The organism is Methylococcus geothermalis (assembly GCF_012769535.1).
Classification (GTDB): domain Bacteria; phylum Pseudomonadota; class Gammaproteobacteria; order Methylococcales; family Methylococcaceae; genus Methylococcus; species Methylococcus geothermalis.
On sequence record NZ_CP046565.1, the window covers coordinates 1,124,027 to 1,147,752 of the forward strand.

A 23,726-nucleotide genomic window follows, 5' to 3' on the forward strand; every position below is an offset into this window, starting at 1 on the left:
TCGTCGGATTCGATAGCGTCCCGTCGAATCAATGACTTGCGAGGATGTTCTGCAGGAGGCACACAGAATTATCCACAGATTCTGTGGATAAGCCGGTCGGGAGCGTTTCTGGTACGATAGCGCGCCTCGAATCGGGCCCGGAACATGCGGATTGCGTTAGGCATAGAATATGACGGCAGCGGATTTGCCGGCTGGCAACGGCAGAGCGGTAAGCGCACCATCCAGTCCGTGGTCGAGCAGGCTTTGAGCCGCGTCGCCGATGCTCCGATCCGGGTGGTCTGCGCGGGCCGTACCGACGCAGGTGTCCATGCCATCGAGCAGGTGGTGCATTTCGATACCGAAAGCCGGCGCAGCGAGCGCTCCTGGCTGCTGGGCGCCAATACCGCACTGCCGGACGATGTGCGGATTTTATGGGTGCGGGAGATCGAGCCCCGGTTTCACGCACGGTTGAGCGCGATCGCCCGCTATTACCGCTACGAGATACTGAACCGCCCCATGCGTTCCGCTTTGCGGCCCCGCCAGCTCACCTGGTGCCACGCGCCGCTGGATGTCGAACGAATGCGGGAGGGGGCGGTCCACCTGATCGGTGAACATGATTTCTCCTCCTTTCGCGCCCAGCAGTGCCAGTCCCGCAGTCCATTCCGCCGGGTGCATTTCCTGCACGTGCGCCGGGAAGGCGAAAGGGTGGTCATGGAAATTGCCGCCAACGCCTTCGTGCACCACATGGTGCGCAACATCGCCGGGGTGCTCATGGCGGTGGGAGCGGGCAAGCATGACCCCGCCTGGGTCGGCGAGCTTCTGTCCATGCGGGACCGCGCCCAGGGCGGCGTCACCGCCCCGCCGGACGGGCTGTATCTGGGAGGGGTGTGCTATCCGGAGGAGTTCGGATTGGCGCGCGATACCGTTTTCGAACATCTGCCGGCGGATGCCCGCCGCTACGAGCCGGATGACGAATCATGATGTCGGCGTATCTCTCACGGCGAACTCGGGTTAAAATTTGCGGTTTCACGCAGGCCGAGGACGCAGCTTGCGCGGTGGCTCTCGGCGCCGATGCGCTGGGCCTGGTGTTCCACGGTCCCAGCCCGCGCAACGTGAGCGTCGCCCAGGCGGGGGCCATCGCCTCGGCCGTGCCGGCATTCGTCACGGTGGTGGGCCTCTTCGTGGATGCCGACCAGGCGTGGGTCCGGGAAATCTGCGGTTCCGTGCGGATCGATCTGCTGCAGTTTCACGGCGAAGAATCCCCTGAGTATTGCGCTGGCTTCGGCCGGCCCTACATCAAGGCCTTGCGGATGAAGCCAGGTGTCGACGTCGGGACCGAAGCGCGCCGGTACGCCGGTGCCGCCGGCCTGCTGCTGGATGCCTACCAGCCGGGGGAGCCCGGCGGGACCGGCATGACGTTCGACTGGGGGCGGGCCGAGGCCGTTTGCGCGCTGCCGCTGATTCTGGCGGGCGGGCTCACCCCGGCCAATGTGAAAGAGGCTCTGGAAACGGCAAGGCCCTATGCCGTCGACGTATCGAGCGGCGTGGAGGGCGAGCGGAAGGGAATGAAGGACCACGACAAAATGGCGGCGTTTTTACGTGAGGTGTACGAATTTGACCATGCAAGACGAGATTCAGCCCTATAACCTGCCGGATGACCGGGGCCATTTCGGACCCTACGGCGGCATTTTCGTCGCCGAGACGCTGATGGCGCCGTTGGACGAACTGCGCGACGCCTATCATCGCTACATGAAGGACCCGGCGTTTCTCGCCGAGCTGGATCACGATTTGAACCATTACGTCGGCCGCCCTTCGCCGATCTACCACGCCGAGCGCCTGAGCCGCGTACTGGGCGGCGCGCAGATCTATTTCAAGCGCGAAGACCTCAACCACACCGGCGCGCACAAGGTCAACAACACCGTCGGCCAAGCCCTGCTGGCCAAGCGCATGGGCAAGCGGCGGGTGATCGCCGAAACCGGTGCCGGCCAGCACGGCGTCGCCACCGCCACCGTGGCCGCACGCCTGGGGATGGAATGCGTGGTTTACATGGGAGCGGTCGACGTTCAGCGTCAGGCCCTCAACGTGTTCCGGATGAAGCTGCTCGGCGCCACCGTGGTGGCGGTCGAATCGGGCTCCCAAACCCTGAAGGATGCTTTGAACGAAGCCATGCGCGATTGGGTCACCAACGTCGACGAGACCTTCTACATCATCGGCACGGTGGCCGGCCCCCATCCCTATCCCGCCATGGTGCGCGACTTCCAGGCCGTGATCGGGCGCGAGGCCCGCAGCCAGATGCTGGACCTGGCCGGGCGCCTTCCCGACGCCCTGGTCGCCTGCGTGGGTGGAGGGTCCAACGCGATCGGCCTGTTCTACCCCTTCGTCGACGACCGCGAGGTTGCCATGTACGGGGTGGAGGCTGCCGGCGACGGCATCGAAACCGGCCGCCATTCGGCGCCGCTGAGCGCGGGCCGTCCCGGCGTATTGCACGGCAACCGGACCTATCTGATGGAAGACGACGACGGCGAGATCATCGAGACCCACTCCATCTCCGCCGGCCTGGACTACCCCGGCGTCGGCCCGGAACACGCCTGGCTCAAGGATTCCGGCCGCGCGACCTATGTCAGCGCCACCGACGAGGAGGCGCTGGAGGCGTTCCACACCCTGACCCGGCTGGAGGGCATCATCCCGGCGCTGGAGTCCAGCCATGCCGTCGCCTATGCCCTCAAGCTGGCGCCGACCCTGAGTCCCGACAAGATCGTCCTGGTCAACCTGTCCGGCCGCGGCGACAAGGACATCAACACCATCGCCAGCCGGGAGGGCATCGTCCTGTGAGCCGTCTGACCTCGACGTTCCAAGCGCTGCGCCAGGACGGGCGCAAGGCCCTGATCCCCTTCATCACCGCGGGCGACCCGGAACCCGGCTTCACCTTGCCGGCCATGCACGCCATGGTCGAAGCCGGGGCCGACATCATCGAGCTGGGCGTGCCGTTTTCCGATCCCATGGCCGATGGCCCGGTGATCCAGAAAGCCAGCGAGCGGGCTCTTGTCCATCACATGAGCCTGCGCAAGACGCTCGACATGGTGGCCGAGTTCCGCCGCACCGACCAGGCGACGCCCATCGTGCTGATGGGCTATCTCAATCCCGTCGAATGCATGGGTTACCAAGCCTTCGCCGACCGCGCCAAGGCGGCCGGCGTCGACGGCGTGCTGACCGTCGACATGCCGCCGGAAGAGGCGGGCGAGTTCGTGCCGATGCTGCATGCGGCCGGAGTCGACCCGATTTTCCTGCTGGCGCCCAACAGCTCCGACGCGCGGATCGAGCGCATGGCGGCGCTGGGGCGCGGCTATCTGTATTATGTGTCCCTCAAGGGGGTGACCGGGGCCTCGCATCTCGACCTCGGCGAGGTCGAAAGCAGGATCGCCCATATCAAGTCGCTGACCGACCTGCCCGTCGGAGTCGGGTTCGGTGTCAAGAACGCCGAAACTGCGGCGGCCATAGGCCGGTTTGCCGATGCCGTGGTGGTGGGCAGCGCCCTGGTGGAAAAGATCGCGGCGGCTCAGGACAGGCCCGAACAGGCGCGCAAGGAGATCGTCGACTTGCTCGCCGCCATGCGGCGGGCGCTGGATGCCTGAATCCGAGAGAAATCATGACCTTGAGCTGGTTCCATAAACTCGTTCCTTCCAAGATCCGCACCGAGGCTTCGACCAAGGGCACCGTGCCCGAGGGGCTGTGGTGCAAATGTCCGAATTGCAACGCCATCCTTTACAGGTCGGAAGTCGAACGCAATCTCGAAGTGTGCCCGAAGTGCTCGCATCACATGCGCATTACGGCCCGCAAGCGGCTGCACCTGTTTCTCGATCCGGGCAACAGGCTGGAAGTCGGCGACAATCTGGCACCTCAGGATCCCCTGAAATTCAAGGACAGCAAGAAGTACAAGGACCGTCTGTTGCAGGCACAGAAGGCGACCGGCGAAAAGGACGCGCTGATCGTGGTGGCCGGCCAGCTGCTGGGTCGGCCCATCGTGGCGGGAGCCTTCAATTTCGAGTTCATGGGCGGCTCCATGGGTTCGGTGGTCGGCGAGCGCTTCGTGCGCGGCGTGAATCACAGTCTGGAGCATGGAGCCCCCTTCGTGGTTTTCAGCGCCAGCGGCGGCGCCCGCATGCAGGAGTCGCTGCTGTCGTTGTTCCAGATGGCCAAGACCTGCGCTGCCTTGGGACGCCTGTCCAAGGCGAGGATTCCGTTCATTTCGGTCCTGACCGATCCGACCATGGGCGGGGTTTCGGCGAGCTTCGCCATGCTGGGCGACGTCAATATCGCCGAACCGGGTGCCCTGATCGGATTCGCCGGGCCCCGCGTGATCGAGCAGACGGTGCGGGAGAAATTGCCGGAAGGGTTCCAGCGCAGCGAGTTCCTGCTCGAACACGGTGCCATCGACATGATCGTCGACCGGCGCGACCTGCGTGAGCGCATCGCCGCGCTTTTGAGCCTCATGACCCGCGACGGCCGGGCGGTTGCTCCCGCCGTGCAGAAGCCCGCGTCTCCCGCGATCGGGGAGACAGGCGGCGAGGCCGAGCTGGCCCGTTACCTTTCCGCGTTGCCGGTGGACGATCCGGAAGCCGAATAGCCGATGCGCTTCTCGACTCTCGGGGAGTGGCTGTCCTGGCAGGAAACCCTACACCCGCAGGTCATCGATCTCGGCCTGGAGCGGGTGCGCCGGGTGTACCGCGCGCTCAACCCGGCCCGGGACCGGCCCTTCACCGTCACCGTCGGCGGCACCAACGGCAAGGGCTCCTGCGTCGCGGCGCTGGATACCATCCTGCGCCGGGCCGGTTACCGTGTCGGCGCCTACACCTCGCCCCATATCCTGCGCTACAACGAGCGCATCTGCATCGATGGAATACCGGTCGATGACGCGGCCATCTGCGCTTCGTTCGAGCGGATCGAAGCGGTGCGCGGTGATACCACGCTGAGTTTCTTCGAGTTCGGCACGCTGGCGGCGCTGGACATCTTCCGCCGCGCCGAACTCGATGTGCAGATCCTCGAGGTCGGCCTCGGCGGGCGGCTCGATGCCGTCAACATCGTCGATGCCGACGCTGCGCTGGTCGCCAGCATCGGCATCGATCACGAGGAATGGCTGGGTTTGACCCGCGAAGCCATCGGGCAGGAGAAAGCGGGCATCTTCCGGCCGGGACGGCCGTGCGTCCTGGGCGACCCCGATGCGCCGGCCACGGTGCTGCGGCATGCGGAGGAGATCGGCGCCGAGCTGCTGTTGCAAGGGCGCGACTTTTCCTTCCGGCGCGAGGACACGAGCTGGACCTGGTACGGGCGTGGGGAAACCCACGCGGCACTGCCCGAGCCGTGCCTGCGGGGCGACCATCAGTATTTCAACATGTCCGCGGTGCTGCAGGTGATCGAGGCCATCAGGCCGCGGCTCCCTGTGACGGAGGCGGCCGTCCGGTCGGGGCTCGCGAACATCTATCTGCCGGGCCGGTTCCAGATACTGGAGGGTGAGCCGACCGTGCTGCTCGACGTGGCGCACAATCCCCATGCCGTCCGCGTGCTTGCGGAGTTCCTGCGGGAGTTCAAGCGGGAGCGCCCGGTGCACGCGGTGTTCGCCATGATGCGCGACAAGGATATCCGCGGCGTGGTCGGGTGCATCCGCGATCTGGTCGACGACTGGTATCTCGCGCCCCTGCAGCTGCCGCGGGCTGCGACGCCGGACATCCTGATGCCGGTTTTCGCCGGGCTCGGCGTGGAAGGCGTGCATCAGGGGTTTGCCGACGCCGCCGAGGCGTTTGCAAGGGTGCATCGAAATGCCGAGAATGAATCCATCATTCTGGTGTTCGGTTCCTTTTTCCTGGTCGCCGAGTATCTGGCCCGAATCGAAGCAAATCCGCTCAATGTCCGAGGAAATGTATGGATGAACAGTTGAAACGGCGGCTGATCGGCGCAACGGTCATCGTCGCCTTCGCCGTGATTTTCGTGCCCATGCTGTTCGACGAGAAACCGGATGAGCCTTCCCGTGCGGAAGTGGGCGAGATTCCGCCGATGCCGAAGGATATGGAGGAGCAGCCGGTGGAGCTGCCGCGCTCGGTTGACGAGGTCGCGACGGCCGAACCCGTGGAAGCCGAAGGGGCGCACCGCATCATTCCGATCACCGGCGGCGAAAACGGTGCCGGTGGGGAAGGCGCGGCCCAGCCTTCGCCGGCAGCGAAACGCGGAGCGGCGCCGCAGAAGGAGAAACCCGGACAGACCGCCGAACCGGAGGAAGCGCCGGCCGACGCATGGGTGGAAGAGGACATGTCGCCTGCGGAAGCGGCGCCGACGGTCAAACCCACGGCGAAGCCGGCCGCACCGAAGAAAATGCCCGCCGCAACCGCTCCGCCGGCCGAGAGCAAGCCGCCGACCGAAAAGGCGAACAAGCCTCAGGCGAAGGCGATGCCGGCCGAGCCTCCGGTCCGCAAGCCGGAAAACGCGCCGCTCGCGACGCCGGCCGCCGGTTCTTCGGTCTGGCTGGTGCAGGCGGGAAGCTTCGTCGAGGAGGCCAATGCCAAGGCGCTGGTCGAAAAACTGCGCCAGAACAAGTTGTCGGCCTATGCCGAAACCGTCCGCGGCAGCACCGGGAAGGTGACCTACCGCGTTCGGATCGGGCCGGAGCCCGACAAGGCCAAGGCCGAGCAGGCGCTGCGCCAACTCGAATCGGTCGCCGGCATCCGCGGCTATCTGGTGCCGTCCCGCGCCCGCTAGGCGATGTTTCCGCAGGGCACGGCGGTCGCGGGTGATCTGACCTGGGCCGATTATCTCATCATCGCGTTGATGGGCTTGTCCGCATTGGTCGGGCTGGTCCGCGGCTTGGTGCGAGAGGTGTTCTCGCTGGCAGCCTGGGCTGTGTCGATCTGGCTGGGGCTGCGGTTCAGCCAGGACCTGGCGGTCCATCTCGAGAACCTGATCTCGGTGCCCTCGCTGCGGCTCGGCGCCGCCTTCGTCGCGATCTTCCTGGTCAGCCTGATGGCGGGCGGCCTCACTGCTTTTCTGCTCGGGCGGCTGGTGACGGGCACCGGGCTGGGCGGCACCGACCGGCTGGCCGGGCTGGTGTTCGGGCTGGCGCGCGGCGTGCTGCTGGTCTCGGTGCTGGTGCTCCTGGCCGGGTTCACGCCGCTGCCCAGGGACCCGTGGTGGCGGGAGTCGCGCCTGATCCCGCCGTTCCAGTCCATGGCGTTGTGGATCAAGACGCTGCTGCCGGCTGAAATCGCAGGCCAAGTGGCCTATCCTTAACACCCCCTCGTTCCATTGCTCTAATTGCTTTACAGGTTCAGGCTATGTGCGGAATTGCCGGTATCGTTTCCAACGATGAAGTCAACCAGGAATTGTACGAGGCGCTTACCGTGCTTCAGCATCGCGGCCAGGACGCCGCCGGCATCGTGACCTGCGAAAGGGAGCGGCTGCATCTGCGCAAGGAAAGCGGCTTGGTGCGGGACGTGTTCCACACCCGCCATATGGTCGAGCTGAAGGGCTCGATGGGTATCGGCCATGTGCGCTATCCCACGGCGGGCTGTTCCAGCACCGCCGAAGCCCAGCCGTTCTACGTCAATTCGCCGTATGGCATCTCGCTCGCCCACAACGGCAACTTGACCAACGCGGAAACGCTCAAGCGTGAGCTGTTCCGGCAGGACCAGCGCCACATCAATACCGATTCGGATTCGGAAGTCCTGCTCAATGTCTTCGCCCACGAAATGCAGGGGATCGGCAAGCTGCGGGTGTCGGCGGACGACGTGTTCCGCGCCGTCTCCGCGGTGCACCGGCGCTGCCGCGGCGCTTATGCCGTAGTGGCGATGATCACCGGTTTCGGCGTCGTCGGCTTTCGCGATCCGCACGGGATTCGTCCCCTGGTGTTCGGCGAGCGCGACGGCAATGACGGCAAGGAATACATGATCGCCTCCGAGAGCGTGGCGCTGGACGTGCTGGGGTTCGAGCTGGTCCGGGACGTGGCGCCGGGCGAGGCGATCCTGATCGAGAAGGACGGCACCCTGCATACCCGGCGGTGCGCCGAACACGTCGTGTATTCGCCGTGTATCTTCGAATTCGTCTATTTCGCCCGGCCGGACTCCATCATCGACGACATCTCCGTCTACAAGGCCCGGCTGCGCATGGGCGACAAGCTGGCCGACAAGATTCTCCGGGAGCGCCCCGAGCACGACATCGACGTGGTCATCCCCATCCCGGACACCAGCCGAACGTCTGCGCTGCAGCTCGCCAACCGGCTGGGGGTGAAATACAGCGAAGGCTTCATCAAGAACCGCTACATCGGGCGCACCTTCATCATGCCTGGCCAGACCCTGCGCAAGAAATCGGTGCGACAGAAACTCAATGCCATCGATCTGGAGTTCAAGGGCAAGAACGTGCTGCTGGTGGACGATTCCATCGTGCGCGGCACCACCTCGACCCAGATCATCCAGATGGCCCGCGACGCCGGCGCCCGCAAGGTCTATTTCGCCTCGGCCTCGCCGCCGGTGCGCTACCCCAATGTCTATGGCATCGACATGCCGGCGGTCGAGGAACTGATCGCGCACGGCCGGACCGACGAGGAAGTGCGGGAAGAGCTGGGCGCGGATTGGCTGGTCTACCAGGACCTGGCCGATCTAATCGAATCGGTGCAGAAGGGCAACCCGTTCATCCCCCGATTCGACACGTCCTGCTTCGACAAGGACTACGTCACCGGCGACATCGACCAGGCCTATCTGGACCGTCTGAGCAAGCACCGCTCGGACGGGGCGAAGGCCCTGCGGGAAGCCGGCGCGACGGCCATCGATCTTTACAACACCGTCTAAAGGAGAGGGCCGTGGACGATCTGGACTGGAACGAATTCGCCATGGAAACCCGGGCCGTGCGCGCCGGGCAGCGGCGGACGATGGAGCAGGAGCACGCGGAGCCGATCTTCGCCACTTCCAGCTACGTATTCCGGAGTGCCGCCGAGGCCGCCGAGCGCTTCGCCGGCAAGGCGCCGGGCAACATCTACTCGCGTTTCACCAACCCCACGGTGCGCACCTTCGAGGAAAGGCTCGCCGCGCTGGAGGGCGGGGAGCGTTGCATCGCCGTCGGTTCCGGCATGGCCGCCATCGCCAGCACGGCGTTCGGGCTGCTGAAGGCAGGCGATCACGTGGTGTGCTCGCGCGGCGTTTTCGGGAACACCACCATGCTGTTCCAGAACTACCTGGCCAAGTTCGGGGTGCCCACGACGTTCGTCGGCCTCACCGATGATGAAGGCTGGGAGGCGGCCATCCGGCCCGAGACCCGTTTCCTGTTTCTGGAGACCCCGTCCAATCCGCTCACCGAAATCGCCGACATCCCAAGGCTCGCCGAAATCGCCCATGCCCGCGGCTGCCTGCTGGTGGTGGACAACTGCTTCTGCACCCCGGCCTTGCAGCGGCCGCTGGCCCTGGGCGCGGACATCGTGATCCATTCGGCCACCAAGTACCTGGACGGTCAGGGCCGCTGTGTGGGCGGCGCCATCGTCGGCGGGCGCGATTTGCTTGATGCCGAAATCTATCCCTTCCTGCGCACCGGCGGTCCCGCGATGAGCCCGTTCAACGCCTGGGTGTTCCTCAAAGGCCTGGAGACGCTGGGTCTACGGATGAAAGCCCACTGCGAGAACGCGCTCGGTCTGGCCCGCTGGCTGGAGGCGCAGCCCTGGGTGGAGCGGGTGCATTACCCGGGCCTGCCCAGCCATCCCCAGCACGAACTCGCCGCCAGCCAGCAGTCCGGCTTCGGCGGCATCGTCAGTTTCGAGGTGAAGGGCGGGCAGGAAGCCGCCTGGCGGCTGATCGACAGCACCCGGCTGCTGTCGATCACCGGCAATCTCGGCGATGCCAAGACCACCATCACCCATCCGGCGACCACCACCCATGGCCGCCTGAGCCCGGAAGCCCGGGCCGCCGCCGGCATCGCCGACGGGCTGATCCGCATCGCCGTCGGCCTGGAGAGCCTTGCCGACATTCAGGCCGATCTGGCCCGTTTCGCTTGAGACGGTCTTTCGTATCCCTCCCTTCTCGCTTCTTTAAGGAAACCGCATGAAAGTCACCATCTTTGGTTCCGGCTATGTCGGCCTGGTCACCGGCGCCTGTCTGGCCGAGGTCGGCAACGACGTCGTCTGCATCGACATCGACGCGGGCAAGATCCAGCGTCTCAACCAGGGTGAGGTGCCGATCTACGAGCCGGGCCTCGACACCATCATCAAGCGCAACATGGCGGCCGGCCGCCTGCAGTTCACCACCGACGTCGACCTCGGCGTGAGCCATGGCCTGTTCCAGTTCATCGCCGTCGGCACCCCGCCTGACGAGGACGGCTCGGCCGATTTGCAGTACGTGCTGGCCGTGGCGCGCAGCATCGGCGAGCGGATGCGCGACTACCGGGTCATCGTCAACAAATCCACCGTGCCGGTGGGCACGGCGGACAAGGTGCGGGGAGCCGTGGGCGAGGTGCTGGCCCGGCGCGGGGCCGCCATCGAGTTCGACGTCGTCTCCAATCCGGAATTCCTCAAGGAGGGCGCGGCCATCGAGGATTTCATGAAGCCGGACCGGATCGTGGTCGGCACCGACAACCCGCGCACCACCGAACTGCTGCGCGCGCTCTACGCCCCGTTCAACCGCAGCCACGACCGCATGGTGTGCATGGACATCCGCTCCGCCGAGCTGACCAAGTACGCCGCCAATGCCATGCTGGCCACCAAGATCAGCTTCATGAACGAGCTGGCCAACCTCGCCGAGCGGCTCGGCGCCGACATCGAGAAGGTCCGCGTCGGCATCGGCTCCGATCCGCGCATCGGCTACCACTTCATCTATCCCGGCTGCGGTTACGGCGGTTCCTGCTTCCCCAAGGACGTCAAGGCGCTCGAGCGCACCGCCCGTGACGTCGGCTATCCCGCCCCCTTATTGCAGGCGGTGGAAGCGGTGAACGACCGCCAGAAGGAGAAGCTGTTCGAGAAGATCAGCGCCTATTTCGGCGGCGATCTGGCCGGCAGGACCATCGCCGTCTGGGGACTGGCCTTCAAGCCGAACACCGACGACATGCGCGAAGCGCCCAGCCGCACGCTGATGGAAGCCTTGTGGCGGGCGGGAGCGAAAGTACGCGCCTTCGACCCGGTGGCGAGGGAGGAGGCGCATCGCCTCTACGGCGAGCGGGCGGACCTGATCCTGTGCGATTCGCCGGAATCGGCCCTGCAGGGCGCCGATGCGCTGGCGGTGGTCACCGAATGGAACGTGTTCCGCAGCCCCGATTTCGACGAAATCAGGCACACCCTCACGCGTCCCGCGGTCTTCGACGGCCGCAACATCTACGATCCCGCGCACATGAAGGCGCAGGGCTTCGACTATTTCGCCATCGGGCGAGGCACGGCCTAGGCTGCCGCCGCTGCGAGGGCGCCCGGGCTGGGCAGGAGCAGTGTCCGGACATGGGCCGCGACGCTGCGGCCCAGGGCCTCAAGGGCGTAACCGCCTTCGAGCACCGACACGACGCGCCCGCAGGCATGGCGGTCCGCCAGCTTCATGAGTTCCGCGGTGATCCAGGCGTAGTCGTCCTCGGTGAGCGCGAGGCCGGCCAGCGGGTCGTCGCGGTGGGCGTCGAAGCCGGCCGACACCAGGATGAGTTCGGGCCGGAAGCGGTCGATGGCGGGCAGCGCGGTGTCCGTGACGGCCTTGCGGTAGGCCGCGGAGCCCGTGCCCGCGGGCAGGGGGATGTTGACCAGGTTGCCGACGCCGGTTTCCTTGGCACTGCCCGTCCCCGGATACCAGGGATACTGGTGGGTCGAGACATACAGGACCGCCGGGTTGCGCCTGAAGGCGGCCTGGGTGCCGTTGCCGTGATGCACGTCGAAATCCATGATGGCGACGCGCTGCAGCCCGTGGTTGGCGAGGGCATGGGCGGCGGCGATGGCGACGTTGTTGAACAGGCAGAAGCCCATGGCCGCGTCCGGTTCCGCGTGATGTCCCGGCGGGCGCACCGCGCAGAAGGCGTTGCGCGCTTGCTTGCCCATCACCTGATCCACGGCCAGGCACACCGCGCCGACCGCGTGCAGGGCGGCCTCACCGGATTCGGGCGAGACCACCGTATCGGCATCGACGAAGTGATGGCCGGTCTGCGGAATCGCGGCGAACACCCGTTCGATGTGTCCCTTGGCATGGACCAGTTCGAGCCGGGAGATTTCGGCGCGCGGTGCTTGCAGACGCCGGAGGCCCTGGAATTCCGGCGCCGCCAGGGCGGTCTCGATGGCGGCGAGGCGCACCGAACCTTCCGGATGGCCGGGGCCGGTGTCATGGCGGAGAAAGACCGGATGGCTGATATAGAGCGTCGTCATTGTCTGCGCGTGCCGTTTCGGGGAGGTTATTCCCTATAATAGCCTCCCATGTTTCCCGCACGAATTCGAATTCTCCCGGTGGCTGGCCGCGAGGAGGGCGGGGTCGTTTTCCATCACCATCTCAAGGTTCGAACATGCTGACCCACTACCGAGAGCACGTGGCCGAACGTGCCGCACAGGGTGTCGTGCCCAAGCCGCTGACCGCCGAACAGACCGCCGCCCTGGTGGAACTGCTGAAGGCGCCGCCCGCCGGCGAGGAGGCGTTTCTGCTCGATCTCCTGAGCAACCGTGTGCCGCCGGGGGTGGACGAGGCGGCTTACGTGAAGGCGGGTTTTCTGGCGGCCGTCGCCCGGGGAGAGGCGGTTTCGCCGATCGTGTCGCCCAGGCAGGCCGTCGAGCTGCTCGGCACCATGCTGGGCGGCTACAACGTCGCGCCGCTGATCGAGTTGCTGGACCATCCGGCGCTGGCCCCGGTGGCGGCTCACGGCTTGTCCCGCACCCTGCTCATGTTCGACGCCTTCCACGACGTGCAGGTCAAGGCGGAAGCCGGCAACGTCCATGCCCAGGCCGTGCTGCGTTCCTGGGCCGAAGCCGAATGGTTCACCTCCCGCCCGGAGGTGCCCGAGAAGCTGACCGTGACCGTGTTCAAGGTGGCCGGCGAGACCAATACCGACGACCTGTCGCCGGCCCAGGACGCCTGGTCGCGCCCGGACATCCCGCTGCACGCCAAGGCCATGCTGAAGGTGCCGCGCGAGGGGATTTACGATGCCGAAGCGCAGATCGCCGAACTCAAGGCCAAAGGCTTCCCGGTGGCCTATGTGGGCGACGTGGTCGGCACCGGGTCGTCGCGCAAGTCGGCCACGAATTCCGTGCTCTGGTTCATCGGCGAGGACATTCCCCACGTGCCCAACAAGCGACAGGGCGGGGTCTGCATCGGCGGCAAGATCGCGCCGATCTTCTTCAACACCATGGAAGACTCGGGCGCCTTGCCCATCGAATGCGACGTCACCGCCATGCAGATGGGCGATGTGATCGACATCTACCCGTACGAGGGTGTGGTGCGGAGCCACGGTAGCGGCGCCGAGCTGTGCCGGTTCGCGCTCAAGAGCGACATCCTGTTGGATGAAGTGCGGGCCGGCGGGCGCATCAACCTGATCATCGGCCGCGGCCTCACCGACCGCGCCCGCAGGGCTTTGGGCCTGCCGCCTTCGGAAGTCTTCCGCCGGCCCAAGGCGCAGACCGATGCTGGCAAGGGCTATACCCTGGCGCAGAAGATCGTGGGCAAGGCCTGCGGCGTGGCCGGTATCCGCCCCGGCACCTACTGCGAACCGCACATGACGACGGTGGGCTCGCAGGATACCACCGGCCCGATGACGCGGGACGAGCTCAAGGATCTGGCCTGCCTCGGCTTTTCGGCCGATCTGGTGTTGCAGTCGTTCTGCCACACCGCGGCCTATCCCAAGCCGGTCGACATCGAGACCCACCATACCCTGCCGGATTTCATCATGAACCGCGGCGGCGTGTCCCTGCGTCCGGGCGATGGCATCATCCATTCCTGGCTCAACCGCATGCTGCTGCCGGATACCGTCGGTACCGGCGGCGATTCGCATACCCGCTTCCCGATCGGCATCTCATTCCCCGCCGGTTCCGGGCTGGTGGCCTTCGCCGCCGCTACCGGGGTGATGCCGCTGGACATGCCGGAATCCGTGCTGGTCCGCTTCAAGGGCGAGATGCAGCCCGGGATCACCCTGCGCGATCTGGTGCACGCGATTCCCTATGCGGCGCTGCAGCGGGGCTTGCTGACGGTCGAGAAGCAGGGCAAGAAGAACGTGTTCTCCGGCCGCATCCTGGAAATCGAGGGACTGCCGGATCTCAAGGTCGAACAGGCCTTCGAGCTGGCCGACGCCTCCGCCGAGCGTTCGGCGGCGGCCTGCACCATCAAGCTGAACAAGGCGCCGATCGAAGAATACCTGCATTCCAACATCACCCTGCTGCGCTGGATGATCGCCGAAGGCTACGGCGACGCGCGCACCCTGCGGCGGCGCATCGATGCGATGGAAGCCTGGCTGGCCGATCCGCAGTTGCTGGAGGCGGATGCGGACGCCGAATACGCCGAAATCATCGAGATCGACCTGAACCAGATCACCGAGCCCTTGCTGTGCTGCCCCAACGATCCGGACGACGTCAAGCCGCTGTCACAGGTCGCCGGCACCCACATCGACGAGGTGTTCCTCGGTTCCTGCATGACCAACATCGGCCACTTCCGCGCCGCCGGCAGGCTGCTGGAAGCTTTCGGCAAACCCACCCCGACCCGGTTGTGGATCGCCCCGCCCACCCGCATGGACCAGGCTCAGCTCACCGAGGAAGGCTATTACGCCACCTACGGCAAGGCCGGCGCCCGCACCGAGATGCCCGGCTGTTCCTTGTGCATGGGCAACCAGGCGCGGGTGGCCGACAATGCCACGGTGGTGTCGACCTCCACCCGCAACTTTCCCAACCGCCTCGGCGCCGGTGCCCAGGTGTTCCTGGCTTCGGCCGAACTGGCAGCGGTCTGTTCCATTCTGGGCCGGATTCCGAGCGTGGAGGAATACATGGCTTATGCCGGCAAGATCGATGAGGCCGCGGCCGATACCTACCGCTACCTGAACTTCGACCAGACGCCGGCTTATGCCGAGCGGGCGGCGGCGGTGAAGGCCGTGGAAGCGGCTTGAGGGCGGATCGCAGGGATTCGTCGCGGCGGTGGGCATGACCGGGAACGGATACGCGTATGCCGAGCGCTGCCTCGGCTCGCCCGACATCGACACCAAGCTGGCATTGTCCCGCGAAGCTTGGCAGGCCTGTCTGGCCGGCGAGCTTGATTTCGGAGCCGAAGGCGAGCCCCTGCCGATCGGCTTCGCCCGTTTCCCGGAGCGCCCGCCGCGGGTCGATCCGCGCGATCTGCCGCGTCGCGGTATCAACACCCTCCAGGGCCGGGTGGCGCTATTGCACGCGGTGGCCCACATCGAGTTCAGCGCCATCCAACTGGCCTGGGATCATCTCTACCGCTTCCGCGGGCTGCCGGAAGGCTATTACCGCGATTGGTCGAGGGTGGCGGCGGAAGAGGCGGAGCACTTCGCGCTGGTGCGGCAGCGGCTGAGGGAACTCGGCGCCGATTACGGCGATCTGCCGGCCCACGGCGGGTTGTGGAGCCTCGCGGAGGACACCGCCTACGATGCCGCGGCCCGCATGGCCATGGTGCCGCGCTTCATGGAGGCACGCGGGCTGGACGTGACGCCGGGCATGATCGAGAGGCTGCGGCAGGTCGGCGACGAACGGAGCGTCGCCATCCTCGAGCGCATCCTCCACGACGAGGTCGGCCACGTGGCCCTGGGCTCGCACTGGTTCCGGTGGCTTTGCGGGCAGCGCGGCGTCGATCCCGAAGAGGAGTATTTTTCCCTGGTGCGGCGCCATATGCGCGGCCAGGTCCGAGGACCTTTCAATGCCGAACTCCGCCGGCGCGCGGGGTTCAGTGCGCGTGAACTCGAACGCTTGGACGTTGATGCGGCGCCTGCTGCGGAGAGTTGAGGCGGCTCAGGCTTCGGCCCGGCTTCCGTAGTGGGATTCGATGTAGCGCTCGACCAGTTCCTGGAATTCCTCGGCGATGCGGTCGCCCTTCAGCGTCACCGTCTTGACGCCGTCCTCGAACACCGGCGCGACCGGTTGTTCGCCATTGCCGGGCAGGCTGATGCCGATGTTGGCGTTCTTGCTCTCGCCCGGGCCGTTCACCACGCAGCCCATGACGGCGACGTGCATGTCTTCCACCCCGTGATAGCGCTTGCGCCATTCGGGCATCTTGTGGCGCAGGTGCGACTGGATCTGCTGGGCCAGTTTCTGGAAATAGTCGCTGGTGGTGCGGCCGCAGCCGGGGCAGGAGATCACCATGGGGGTGAACGAGCGCAGACCTAAGGTTTGCAGGATTTCCTGGGCGACGATGACTTCCAGGCTGCGGTCGGCGCCGGGTTCGGGGGTGAGCGAGATGCGGATGGTGTCGCCGATGCCCTGCTGCAGCAGCACGGACAGCGCGGCGGTGGAGGCGACGATGCCCTTGGAGCCCATGCCGGCCTCGGTCAGCCCCAGGTGCAGGGCGTAGTCGCAGCGGCTCGACAAGGACTCGTAGACGGAGATCAGCTCCTGCACCCCGCTCATCTTGCACGACAGCACGATGCGGTCCTTCGCCAGGCCGAAGCTCTGCGCCTTTTCCGCGCTTTCCAGCGCCGAGGTGATCACGGCTTCGCGCATCACTTCGGGCAGGAGGCGGGGCTCGGCGAGCCGGGCGTTCTCGTCGAGCAAACGGGCCAGCACCGACGGGTCCAGGCTGCCCCAGTTGACGCCGATGCGGACCGGCTTGTCGTAGCGGCAGGCGAATTCGATCATCTGGGCGAACTGCGGGTCGCGCTTGGAGCCGCGTCCGACGTTGCCCGGATTGATGCGGAACTTGCCCAGCGCCTCGGCACAGGCGGGGTATTTTTCGAGCAGCTTGTGGCCATTGAAATGGAAGTCGCCTACCAGCGGCACGTTGCAGCCTTGGCGATCGAGTTCCTCGCGGATGCGCGGCACGGCTTCCGCGGCTTCCTCGTTGTTGACGGTGAGGCGCACCAGTTCCGAACCGGCCCGGGCCAGGTCGATCACCTGGCGAACGGTTCCCGCCACGTCGGCGGTGTCGGTGTTGGTCATGGACTGGACCACGATGGGCGCGCCGCCCCCGATCTGTACCGAACCGACGCGCACGCCGACAGTCTGTTTGCGATTCATCATGCGTTACCTGAAGAGATGGGGAATTGACTGGGCGATTTTACCAGTTGACGCGTGTCCGACTAATTTCCTAGTTCCTTACTCGGGTGTCAATCCCCGAATCCTGTCGCCCGAAGCCATCGAAGAATCCGTTTCCGGCCCCTGCTGATGCGCTGTGGCGCATGCATGACAAGGGCTGCGCCAGCTTGGCACGGCCTTGGCCTCATCGGCATCGCCGTTCCGGTGGGGCCGGATGACATCTCGTTCCTGCGCGGGTCATGACGCAGGAATCCCAGGTCTGGTGCTGTTCACGGCGATGATTTTTCCGGGGGAATGGCGGGCGGCGGTCGTGCGTTGCCTGGCGGCGCGGCTGATCCCGCCATCGAGCTTCCCCCTAGGGCGCCGGCCTGATGGCGGTCCTGACCTCCGCGACGGACTCGGAGACAAGCGACTGCGCCCATGTCGAAGTGCAGAACACGGCGCGGGTTCACAAGGTCTGGCACGTCGCCCTGCCGGTCGAGGGAACGGTGACCCGAGTGCGGAACGCCGTTTGTCAGGCCGGTGCTGCGCTGACGGTCGACGGCGACGGCTGGAACCGGGCGATACCGGTGGGCGGAGCGGCTCGTTTCGAAGACTGCCGCGCGCTGACCGGGTCCGGCATGGGCAGAGCGAGTGGCGCGGATTCACCGAATCCGGTTTAATCGCGGTTTTCCCGAATGACTCGTTTCGAGGATGTGCGTATGGACCTGGCTACCAAGGTGATGCTCTTAAGAATTCTGGTGGCATTCGCCGCCGTCTTTTTCGTCATCGGCATGATCATCAGCCTGATCAAGCCCAAGTGGGTGTTGTTCTGGGCGAAACGCCCGGACCGGCTGACGGCGTCGGTGACGGTATCGTCGATCGCAATGCTGATGTTCATGGCCGGCTGGACCGGCATCGCCAAGCTCACGCTCAAACCGAAGGAGCCGCAGCAGCGGTACGAAGAGCAGCGTGGCTCCAGGGACGACCAGAACATGCTTCAGCTCAATCGCTGAACCGAAGCGAGTTTTTCACCCTTCCCCTGATGTGCCGTCGAAGCGCGGAGGTGGACCGCACCGGCGGCGTAGTTCGACTTTCCCGCCGGAGCGCTTTATCATTCCGGCGTTTTTTCGCAAACCTGAAATTTCCCGCATGGAATCGTCGATCCCAGAGCTCTTGCTGGCCGGGAGCAGGCTCATGCTCATCGGCATGACCATCGTGTTCCTGTTTCTGGCGCTGTTGGTGGGAGTCATCCACGCGACGTCGCGGCTGCTCGGCCGTTATTCGCCGGAGGAGCCGATCGTGCTGAAGCCGGCGAGCACCGTACCCGTCAGGAATGTCGGGGGTGAGGACGAGGCGGAAATCGTCGCTGCGATCACGGCTGCGATCCACCGCTATCAAAACAAGCAAGGCACATTCTAAGGAGTTTTTGCATGGCAACCCCCTTGGGCATTACTGACGTCGTCCTGCGCGATGCACATCAGTCCCTGTTGGCCACCCGCTTTCGTCTTGAGGACATGCTGCCGATCTGTCCCAAGCTGGACAAGGTCGGATTCTGGTCCTTGGAAGCCTGGGGCGGTGCGACCTTCGATGCCTGCATCCGCTATCTGGGTGAAGATCCGTGGGTGCGCCTGCGGGCCCTGAAGAAGGCCCTGCCGAACACCCGCCTGCAGATGCTGCTGCGGGGCCAGAACCTGCTGGGCTATCGCCATTACGCCGACGACGTGGTGGAAAAATTCGTGGAGCGTTCGGCTGAGAACGGCGTCGACGTGTTCCGCATCTTCGACGCGCTCAACGACCTCCGCAACTTCGAAAAAGCCATCCGCGCCACGGTCGCCATGGGCAAGCATGCTCAGGGCGCGATTTCTTATACCGTCAGCCCGGTGCACACGATCGACATGTGGGTCGATTTGTCCAAGCGCCTGGAGGACATGGGCGCCCATTCGATTTGTATCAAGGACATGGCGGGCTTGCTCAAGCCTTACGTCGCCGAAGAGCTGGTCGGCCGCCTCAAGCAGGAAGTCGGCGTGCCGATCCACATGCAGTGCCATGCGACCACCGGGCTGAGCACGGCAGCCATCGTGAAGGCGGTCGAGGCCGGTATCGACAACGTCGATACGGCGATTTCGTCGATGAGCATGACCTATGGCCACAGCCCCACCGAGGCCGTCGTGGCCATCTTCCAGGGGCGCGAGCGTGACACCGGTCTCGATATCCGCTTGCTGGAGGAAATCGCGGCCTATTTCCGCGAGGTCCGAAAGAAGTACGCCAAGTTCGAGGGCAGCCTCAAGGGTGTCGACAGCCGCATTCTGGTGGCGCAGGTGCCGGGTGGGATGCTCACCAACCTGGAGAGCCAGCTCAAGGAGCAGGGCGCGCTGGACCGCTTCGACGAAGTGATGCGGGAGATTCCGAAGGTCCGCGAGGATCTGGGCTTCATTCCGCTGGTGACGCCGACCTCGCAGATCGTCGGTACCCAGGCCGTGTTCAACGTGCTCGCAGGGGAGCGCTACAAGACCATCACCAAGGAAACCGCCGGTGTCCTGAGGGGCGAATACGGCGCCACCCCGGCGCCGGTCAATGCCGAACTGCAGTCCCGTGTGCTCAAAGGCGACGAGCCGATCACCTGCCGCCCCGCCGATCTCCTGGAGCCCGAGCTCAAGAAGCTGACGGACGAATTGAAGCGCCTGGCCAAGGAGCACGGCATCAAGCTTTCCTCCCCGCAGGTCGAGGACGTGCTGACCTACGCCCTGTTTCCCCAGGTCGGCTGGCGTTTCCTGCAGAATCGGGGCAATCCGGCGGCCTTCGAGCCGGCACCCGGCGCCGAGCCTGCCGCTCCCGTGGCCGCGGTGACCGGCGAGGCGGTGTCGCCCGATGGGGCCAGGCTGTACACGGTCACGGTCAACGGCCGCAGCTATCGGGTCGAGGTGGCTCCGGGCGGCGCCATCGGGGCGATCAATCCGGTGACCGGCGCCGCTTCGCCGTCCACGGCGGCACAGATTCTCGCTTCCCAGGTCGTCAGCGAATCGGTCAACGCGCCGATGGCGGGACATGTGCTGCGCATCAATGTCACGGAAGGGCAGAAGGTGGCCGAAGGTCAGGTGGTCGTCGTCATGGAGGCCATGAAAATGGAGACCGAGGTGAGGGCGCGCGGCGGCGGCGTCGTGGTGGGCATCGCCGTGAAGCCGGGCGATACCGTCAACACCGGCGACGTGCTGGTCACTCTGGGCTGAGGCGGGCCGATCCATGAACGGATTCGTCGAATTGTGGAGCAGCACCGGCCTGTCCAATTTCCAGTGGGGACAGGTCGTCATGATGACGGTCGGGTTCCTGCTCATCTACCTGGCCATCCGCAAGGGCTTCGAGCCTCTGCTGCTGCTGCCGATCGGGTTCGGCGCGGTGCTCAGCAACATTCCCGTGGCCGGGATCGCCGAAGAGGGAGGGCTGCTGTCCTATCTCTATTTCGGCATCAAGTCCGGGATATTTCCGCTCTTGATCTTCATGGGCGTGGGAGCGATGACCGACTTCGGCCCCATGCTGGCCAATCCCAAGACACTCCTGCTGGGAGCGGCTGCCCAGTTCGGCATCTTCGGCACCCTGTTCGGCGCGCTGGCGCTGAACCTGGTACCCGGCCTGCAGTTCAGCTTCAAGGATGCCGCGGCCATCGCCATCATCGGCGGCGCGGACGGTCCAACCGCCATCTACGTCGCCTCCAGGCTGGCACCCGACCTGCTCGGGGCCATTGCCGTGGCGGCCTATTCCTATATGGCCCTGGTGCCGCTGATTCAGCCGCCGATCATGCGTGCCCTGACCACGCCGGAAGAACGTCTGATCGAGATGACCCAGTTGCGCGTCGTCGGCAAGACCGAGAAAGTCATTTTCCCGGTCGTGTTGCTGATCCTGACCGCCTTGCTGCTGCCGTCGGCCGCGCCCCTGATCGGCATGTTCTGCCTGGGTAACCTGATGCGCGAATGCGGCGTGGTCGAACGGCTGAGCAAAACGTCCCAGAACGAGCTGATCAACATCGTCACCATATTCCTGGGGCTTTCGGTCGGCTCCAAGCTGAGTGCGAATGCCTTCCTCCGGCCGGAGACCTTGGGGATCCTCGTGCTCGGCGCCATCGCCTTCGGCTTCGGCACGGCCTCCGGGGTGCTGATGGCGAAGCTGATGAACCGCTTCACTTCGCACCAGATCAACCCCCTGATCGGCGCGGCCGGTGTCTCCGCCGTCCCGATGTCGGCACGGGTGGCCAACAAGGTGGGCCAGGAGAGCAATCCCCACAACTTCCTCCTGATGCATGCCATGGGACCGAACGTGGCCGGCGTGATCGGCTCCGCCGTGGCCGCGGGCGTTCTGCTGGCGCTGGTGCAGTAAACGGCGTTTCCGCTTCCGGGCGCACGGGATGCCGCTGAAAACGGCGCCTGAAACCCGCTTTATTCCTAGCGGAATACTCGGAAAAGGCGGGGAGCTGATACACTTGGGCCATTCCCCTCATCCGAAACGCCGGCCGCGCATGCGCAACCAACAGCACGCCAACCGCCTGAAAGGCGAGACCAGTCCCTATCTGCTGCAGCACGCCCACAATCCGGTGGATTGGTATCCCTGGGGGCCGGAGGCGCTGGAGGAGGCCCGCCGTTCCGACCGGCCGATCCTGCTGTCGATCGGCTATTCCGCCTGTCACTGGTGCCATGTCATGGCGCACGAATCGTTCGAGGACGGGGCGACGGCGGAAGTCATGAACCGTCTGTTCGTCAACATCAAGGTGGACCGCGAAGAGCGGCCCGATCTCGACCGCATCTATCAGACCGTCCACCAGATGCTCTCGCGGCGGGGCGGGGGCTGGCCTCTCACGGTCTGCCTGAATCCGCACGATCTGGTGCCGTTCTTCACCGGCACCTATTTCCCCAAGGAACCGCGCTATGGCATGCCGGCCTTCGTCTCGGTGCTGCACCAGCTGGCCGCCTTCTATGCCGAGCACCGCGGCGACCTTGCCCAGAACGGCCAGGTGTTGCGCGAGGCTCTGGCGGCCATGGGCCGTGAAGGCCACGGCGCTGAGCTGCCGGATGCCGAACTGCTGGCGCGGGCGAGGCATGCGCTGCGGACAAACTTCGATCCCGTCCACGGCGGATTCGGTTCCGCACCCAAGTTCCCGCACACAGCCGATCTCGAATTCCTGCTGCACTCGGATGGCGAGGGTTTCGAGATGCTTCGCACGACGCTCGACGGCATGGCTCGCGGTGGCATCTACGATCACCTCGGCGGCGGCTTCGCCCGCTACTCGGTGGACGAACGCTGGGAGATTCCGCATTTCGAGAAGATGCTCTATGACAACGGTCCGTTGCTTGAGCTGTATGCCAGGATGGCGGCGCACACCGGCGATCCGGCCTACGCCGCCGTCGCGATCGAAACCGCCGAATGGGTGATCCGCGAGATGCAGTCCCCGGAAGGCGGCTACTACGCGGCTTTCGACGCGGATTCGGAGGGTGAGGAGGGCAGGTTCTACGTCTGGGATCGCCTGCAAGTGCGGGCGCTGCTCACCGAGGACGAGTACGCGGTGTTTTCCCGCCATTATGGCCTGGACGAGACCCCGAACTTCGAGGGTCATTGGCATCTGCACGTGGCCGAACCGCTGGAGGCCGTCGCCGGCGCCGTGGGGAAATCCCCGGACCAGACCGCAAGGCTCCTGGCCTCGGCTCGCGCCCGCTTGCTTTCCATGCGGGATCAGCGGGTGTGGCCCGGTCGGGACGACAAAGTCATCGCTTCCTGGAACGGCCTCATGATCCGGGGCATGACCGTGGCCGGGCGTTTGCTGGGACGGGACGATTTCGAGGACTCCGCGGCCCGGGCCTTCGAGTTCGTGCGCCGGACCATGGACGTCGATGGCCGGCTGATGTCGGTCTACAAGGACGGGCGGGCACGGTTCGATGCCTATCTCGACGACCACGCCTTCCTGCTGGATGCGGCGCTGGAACGCCTGCAGACGCACTGGCGCACGGACGATCTGGACTGGGCGGCCGACTTGGCGGACCGGTTGCTGGAGCGTTTCGAGGATGCCGAATACGGCGGGTTCTTCTTTACCTCGGCCGATCACGAAGCGCTCATCCAGCGTCCCAAGCCCTGGATGGACGAGTCCATGCCGTCCGGCAACGGCGTCGCGATCCGCGCGCTGATCCGGCTCGCCGGCCTGACGGGGGACCTGCGCTATGCCGATGCGGCCGAACGGGGCCTGAGGGCGGCGCGGCGGGCGATGGCCCAGTACCCCCATGCCCACGGCGCTTTGATGAATGCGGCGCGGGAATGGCTCACCCCGCCGCCGCTGGTCATCCTGCGGGGCCAAGGCGAGGCGCTGGCCCCGTGGCGCATGCGGGCGCTCGAAGCTTGTCCCGATGCCCTCGTCTATGCGATTCCCGCCGATGCGGACGGGCTGCCGCCGGAACTGGCGGCACGGGTTCCGGGTTCGAGCGGGCCGCTGGCCTATGTCTGCCGCGGGCGGGTCTGCGCGCCACCGGCGGCGTCCCTCGAGGCGCTGAATGACATCTTGTCGGCCTGCTGATCCCACGTCTAGGCCCATGCGCTTGGCATGCATTGCCAAACTTGTGTATAAGCGTAGATT

General features: G+C 65.7%; 21 protein-coding genes. 19 read left to right on the plus strand and 2 right to left on the minus strand.

What is annotated here, in order from left to right; translation table 11 throughout:
* The first annotated feature begins 144 nt into the window (after window positions 1-144).
* Genes truA through GNH96_RS05510 form a run of 11 tightly spaced genes read left to right on the plus strand, consistent with a single transcriptional unit; the run spans window position 145 to window position 11,375 of the window.
* Entirely contained in the window at window positions 145-960 is an 816-nt protein-coding gene (truA, locus tag GNH96_RS05460) for a tRNA pseudouridine(38-40) synthase TruA (RefSeq protein ID WP_169602739.1), read from the plus strand.
* The gene (locus tag GNH96_RS05465) at window positions 957-1,625 is read left to right on the plus strand and encodes a phosphoribosylanthranilate isomerase (protein WP_169602740.1); all 669 of its coding nucleotides are present in this window, start codon (window positions 957-959) and stop codon (window positions 1,623-1,625) included. Before truA ends, GNH96_RS05465 begins: the two co-directional genes overlap by 4 nt.
* Window positions 1,600-2,811, plus strand: a complete 1,212-nt coding sequence (gene trpB / locus GNH96_RS05470) for a tryptophan synthase subunit beta (RefSeq protein ID WP_169602741.1) — start codon at window positions 1,600-1,602, stop codon at window positions 2,809-2,811. The genes GNH96_RS05465 and trpB overlap by 26 nt, the downstream gene beginning before the upstream one ends.
* Entirely contained in the window at window positions 2,808-3,611 is an 804-nt protein-coding gene (gene trpA, locus GNH96_RS05475; RefSeq protein ID WP_169602742.1) for a tryptophan synthase subunit alpha, read from the plus strand. Before trpB ends, trpA begins: the two co-directional genes overlap by 4 nt.
* Window positions 3,612-3,625: 14 nt before the next feature.
* Window positions 3,626-4,603: an acetyl-CoA carboxylase, carboxyltransferase subunit beta gene (gene accD / locus GNH96_RS05480; protein WP_169602743.1), complete on the plus strand. Its 978-nt coding sequence runs from the start codon at window positions 3,626-3,628 to the stop codon at window positions 4,601-4,603.
* 3 nt (window positions 4,604-4,606) lie between these two features.
* Complete coding sequence (gene folC, locus GNH96_RS05485) at window positions 4,607-5,911, plus strand: bifunctional tetrahydrofolate synthase/dihydrofolate synthase (protein ID WP_169602744.1); 1,305 nt, start codon at window positions 4,607-4,609, stop codon at window positions 5,909-5,911.
* The gene (locus GNH96_RS05490; RefSeq protein WP_169602745.1) at window positions 5,896-6,726 is read left to right on the plus strand and encodes an SPOR domain-containing protein; all 831 of its coding nucleotides are present in this window, start codon (window positions 5,896-5,898) and stop codon (window positions 6,724-6,726) included. The genes folC and GNH96_RS05490 overlap by 16 nt, the downstream gene beginning before the upstream one ends.
* Window positions 6,727-6,729: 3 nt before the next feature.
* Window positions 6,730-7,254 (plus strand): CvpA family protein, encoded by a 525-nt coding sequence (locus GNH96_RS05495; RefSeq protein WP_169602746.1) that lies wholly within the window; start codon window positions 6,730-6,732, stop codon window positions 7,252-7,254.
* Between the two features lie 44 nt (window positions 7,255-7,298).
* Window positions 7,299-8,807 (plus strand): amidophosphoribosyltransferase, encoded by a 1,509-nt coding sequence (gene purF, locus GNH96_RS05500; protein WP_169602747.1) that lies wholly within the window; start codon window positions 7,299-7,301, stop codon window positions 8,805-8,807.
* Window positions 8,808-8,818: 11 nt separating this feature from the next.
* Complete coding sequence (locus GNH96_RS05505; protein WP_169602748.1) at window positions 8,819-10,000, plus strand: O-succinylhomoserine sulfhydrylase; 1,182 nt, start codon at window positions 8,819-8,821, stop codon at window positions 9,998-10,000.
* Window positions 10,001-10,046: 46 nt separating this feature from the next.
* Window positions 10,047-11,375 (plus strand): UDP-glucose dehydrogenase family protein, encoded by a 1,329-nt coding sequence (locus GNH96_RS05510; protein ID WP_169602749.1) that lies wholly within the window; start codon window positions 10,047-10,049, stop codon window positions 11,373-11,375.
* On the opposite strand, the gene GNH96_RS05515 is transcribed toward GNH96_RS05510, so the two are convergent.
* Complete coding sequence (locus tag GNH96_RS05515) at window positions 11,372-12,328, minus strand: histone deacetylase family protein (RefSeq protein WP_169602750.1); 957 nt, start codon at window positions 12,326-12,328, stop codon at window positions 11,372-11,374. The two genes, GNH96_RS05510 and GNH96_RS05515, sit on opposite strands and share 4 nt — an antisense overlap.
* A 134-nt stretch (window positions 12,329-12,462) precedes the next feature.
* Between GNH96_RS05515 and acnB the strand changes: the two genes are divergently transcribed.
* Together acnB and GNH96_RS05525 are read left to right on the plus strand one after the other, a co-directional pair.
* On the plus strand, window positions 12,463-15,039 hold the full coding sequence (gene acnB, locus GNH96_RS05520; RefSeq protein WP_169602751.1) for a bifunctional aconitate hydratase 2/2-methylisocitrate dehydratase: 2,577 nt from the start codon (window positions 12,463-12,465) through the stop codon (window positions 15,037-15,039).
* A gap of 34 nt (window positions 15,040-15,073) precedes the next feature.
* On the plus strand, window positions 15,074-15,892 hold the full coding sequence (locus GNH96_RS05525; RefSeq protein ID WP_169602752.1) for a ferritin-like domain-containing protein: 819 nt from the start codon (window positions 15,074-15,076) through the stop codon (window positions 15,890-15,892).
* A 6-nt stretch (window positions 15,893-15,898) separates the two neighbouring features.
* Here GNH96_RS05525 and ispG read toward each other — a convergent pair whose 3' ends face one another.
* A complete protein-coding gene (ispG, locus tag GNH96_RS05530) occupies window positions 15,899-17,122 on the minus strand; it encodes a flavodoxin-dependent (E)-4-hydroxy-3-methylbut-2-enyl-diphosphate synthase (protein ID WP_169602753.1) in 1,224 nt (407 codons plus the stop codon).
* A 386-nt stretch (window positions 17,123-17,508) separates the two neighbouring features.
* Between ispG and GNH96_RS05535 the strand changes: the two genes are divergently transcribed.
* From GNH96_RS05535 to GNH96_RS05560, 6 genes are all read left to right on the plus strand, one after another.
* On the plus strand, window positions 17,509-17,799 hold the full coding sequence (locus GNH96_RS05535) for a cellulose binding domain-containing protein (protein WP_169602754.1): 291 nt from the start codon (window positions 17,509-17,511) through the stop codon (window positions 17,797-17,799).
* 39 nt (window positions 17,800-17,838) lie between these two features.
* Window positions 17,839-18,132: a hypothetical protein gene (locus tag GNH96_RS05540; protein WP_169602755.1), complete on the plus strand. Its 294-nt coding sequence runs from the start codon at window positions 17,839-17,841 to the stop codon at window positions 18,130-18,132.
* A gap of 181 nt (window positions 18,133-18,313) precedes the next feature.
* The gene (locus GNH96_RS05545; protein WP_267313391.1) at window positions 18,314-18,538 is read left to right on the plus strand and encodes an OadG family protein; all 225 of its coding nucleotides are present in this window, start codon (window positions 18,314-18,316) and stop codon (window positions 18,536-18,538) included.
* Window positions 18,539-18,549: 11 nt separating this feature from the next.
* Window positions 18,550-20,346 (plus strand): sodium-extruding oxaloacetate decarboxylase subunit alpha, encoded by a 1,797-nt coding sequence (oadA, locus tag GNH96_RS05550; RefSeq protein WP_169602757.1) that lies wholly within the window; start codon window positions 18,550-18,552, stop codon window positions 20,344-20,346.
* Window positions 20,347-20,359: 13 nt separating this feature from the next.
* Window positions 20,360-21,487, plus strand: coding sequence for a sodium ion-translocating decarboxylase subunit beta (locus GNH96_RS05555; RefSeq protein ID WP_169602758.1), 1,128 nt, complete (start codon window positions 20,360-20,362; stop codon window positions 21,485-21,487).
* Between the two features lie 139 nt (window positions 21,488-21,626).
* Entirely contained in the window at window positions 21,627-23,666 is a 2,040-nt protein-coding gene (locus GNH96_RS05560; protein WP_169602759.1) for a thioredoxin domain-containing protein, read from the plus strand.
* Window positions 23,667-23,726 lie beyond the last annotated feature (60 nt).

Bases quoted from the DNA above. Each gene is read 5' to 3' on its own strand.
- truA (WP_169602739.1), top strand. From the start codon at position 145: ATGCGGATTGCGTTAGGCATAGAATATGACGGCAGCGGATTTGCCGGC.
- GNH96_RS05465 (WP_169602740.1), top strand. From the start codon at position 957: ATGATGTCGGCGTATCTCTCACGGCGAACTCGGGTTAAAATTTGCGGT.
- trpB (WP_169602741.1), top strand. From the start codon at position 1,600: ATGCAAGACGAGATTCAGCCCTATAACCTGCCGGATGACCGGGGCCAT.
- accD (WP_169602743.1), top strand. From the start codon at position 3,626: ATGACCTTGAGCTGGTTCCATAAACTCGTTCCTTCCAAGATCCGCACC.
- folC (WP_169602744.1), top strand. From the start codon at position 4,607: ATGCGCTTCTCGACTCTCGGGGAGTGGCTGTCCTGGCAGGAAACCCTA.
- GNH96_RS05490 (WP_169602745.1), top strand. From the start codon at position 5,896: ATGGATGAACAGTTGAAACGGCGGCTGATCGGCGCAACGGTCATCGTC.
- GNH96_RS05495 (WP_169602746.1), top strand. From the start codon at position 6,730: ATGTTTCCGCAGGGCACGGCGGTCGCGGGTGATCTGACCTGGGCCGAT.
- purF (WP_169602747.1), top strand. From the start codon at position 7,299: ATGTGCGGAATTGCCGGTATCGTTTCCAACGATGAAGTCAACCAGGAA.
- GNH96_RS05510 (WP_169602749.1), top strand. From the start codon at position 10,047: ATGAAAGTCACCATCTTTGGTTCCGGCTATGTCGGCCTGGTCACCGGC.
- GNH96_RS05515 (WP_169602750.1), bottom strand. From the start codon at position 12,328: ATGACGACGCTCTATATCAGCCATCCGGTCTTTCTCCGCCATGACACC.
- acnB (WP_169602751.1), top strand. From the start codon at position 12,463: ATGCTGACCCACTACCGAGAGCACGTGGCCGAACGTGCCGCACAGGGT.
- GNH96_RS05525 (WP_169602752.1), top strand. From the start codon at position 15,074: ATGACCGGGAACGGATACGCGTATGCCGAGCGCTGCCTCGGCTCGCCC.
- ispG (WP_169602753.1), bottom strand. From the start codon at position 17,122: ATGATGAATCGCAAACAGACTGTCGGCGTGCGCGTCGGTTCGGTACAG.
- GNH96_RS05535 (WP_169602754.1), top strand. From the start codon at position 17,509: ATGGCGGTCCTGACCTCCGCGACGGACTCGGAGACAAGCGACTGCGCC.
- GNH96_RS05540 (WP_169602755.1), top strand. From the start codon at position 17,839: ATGGACCTGGCTACCAAGGTGATGCTCTTAAGAATTCTGGTGGCATTC.
- GNH96_RS05545 (WP_267313391.1), top strand. From the start codon at position 18,314: ATGCTCATCGGCATGACCATCGTGTTCCTGTTTCTGGCGCTGTTGGTG.
- oadA (WP_169602757.1), top strand. From the start codon at position 18,550: ATGGCAACCCCCTTGGGCATTACTGACGTCGTCCTGCGCGATGCACAT.
- GNH96_RS05555 (WP_169602758.1), top strand. From the start codon at position 20,360: ATGAACGGATTCGTCGAATTGTGGAGCAGCACCGGCCTGTCCAATTTC.
- GNH96_RS05560 (WP_169602759.1), top strand. From the start codon at position 21,627: ATGCGCAACCAACAGCACGCCAACCGCCTGAAAGGCGAGACCAGTCCC.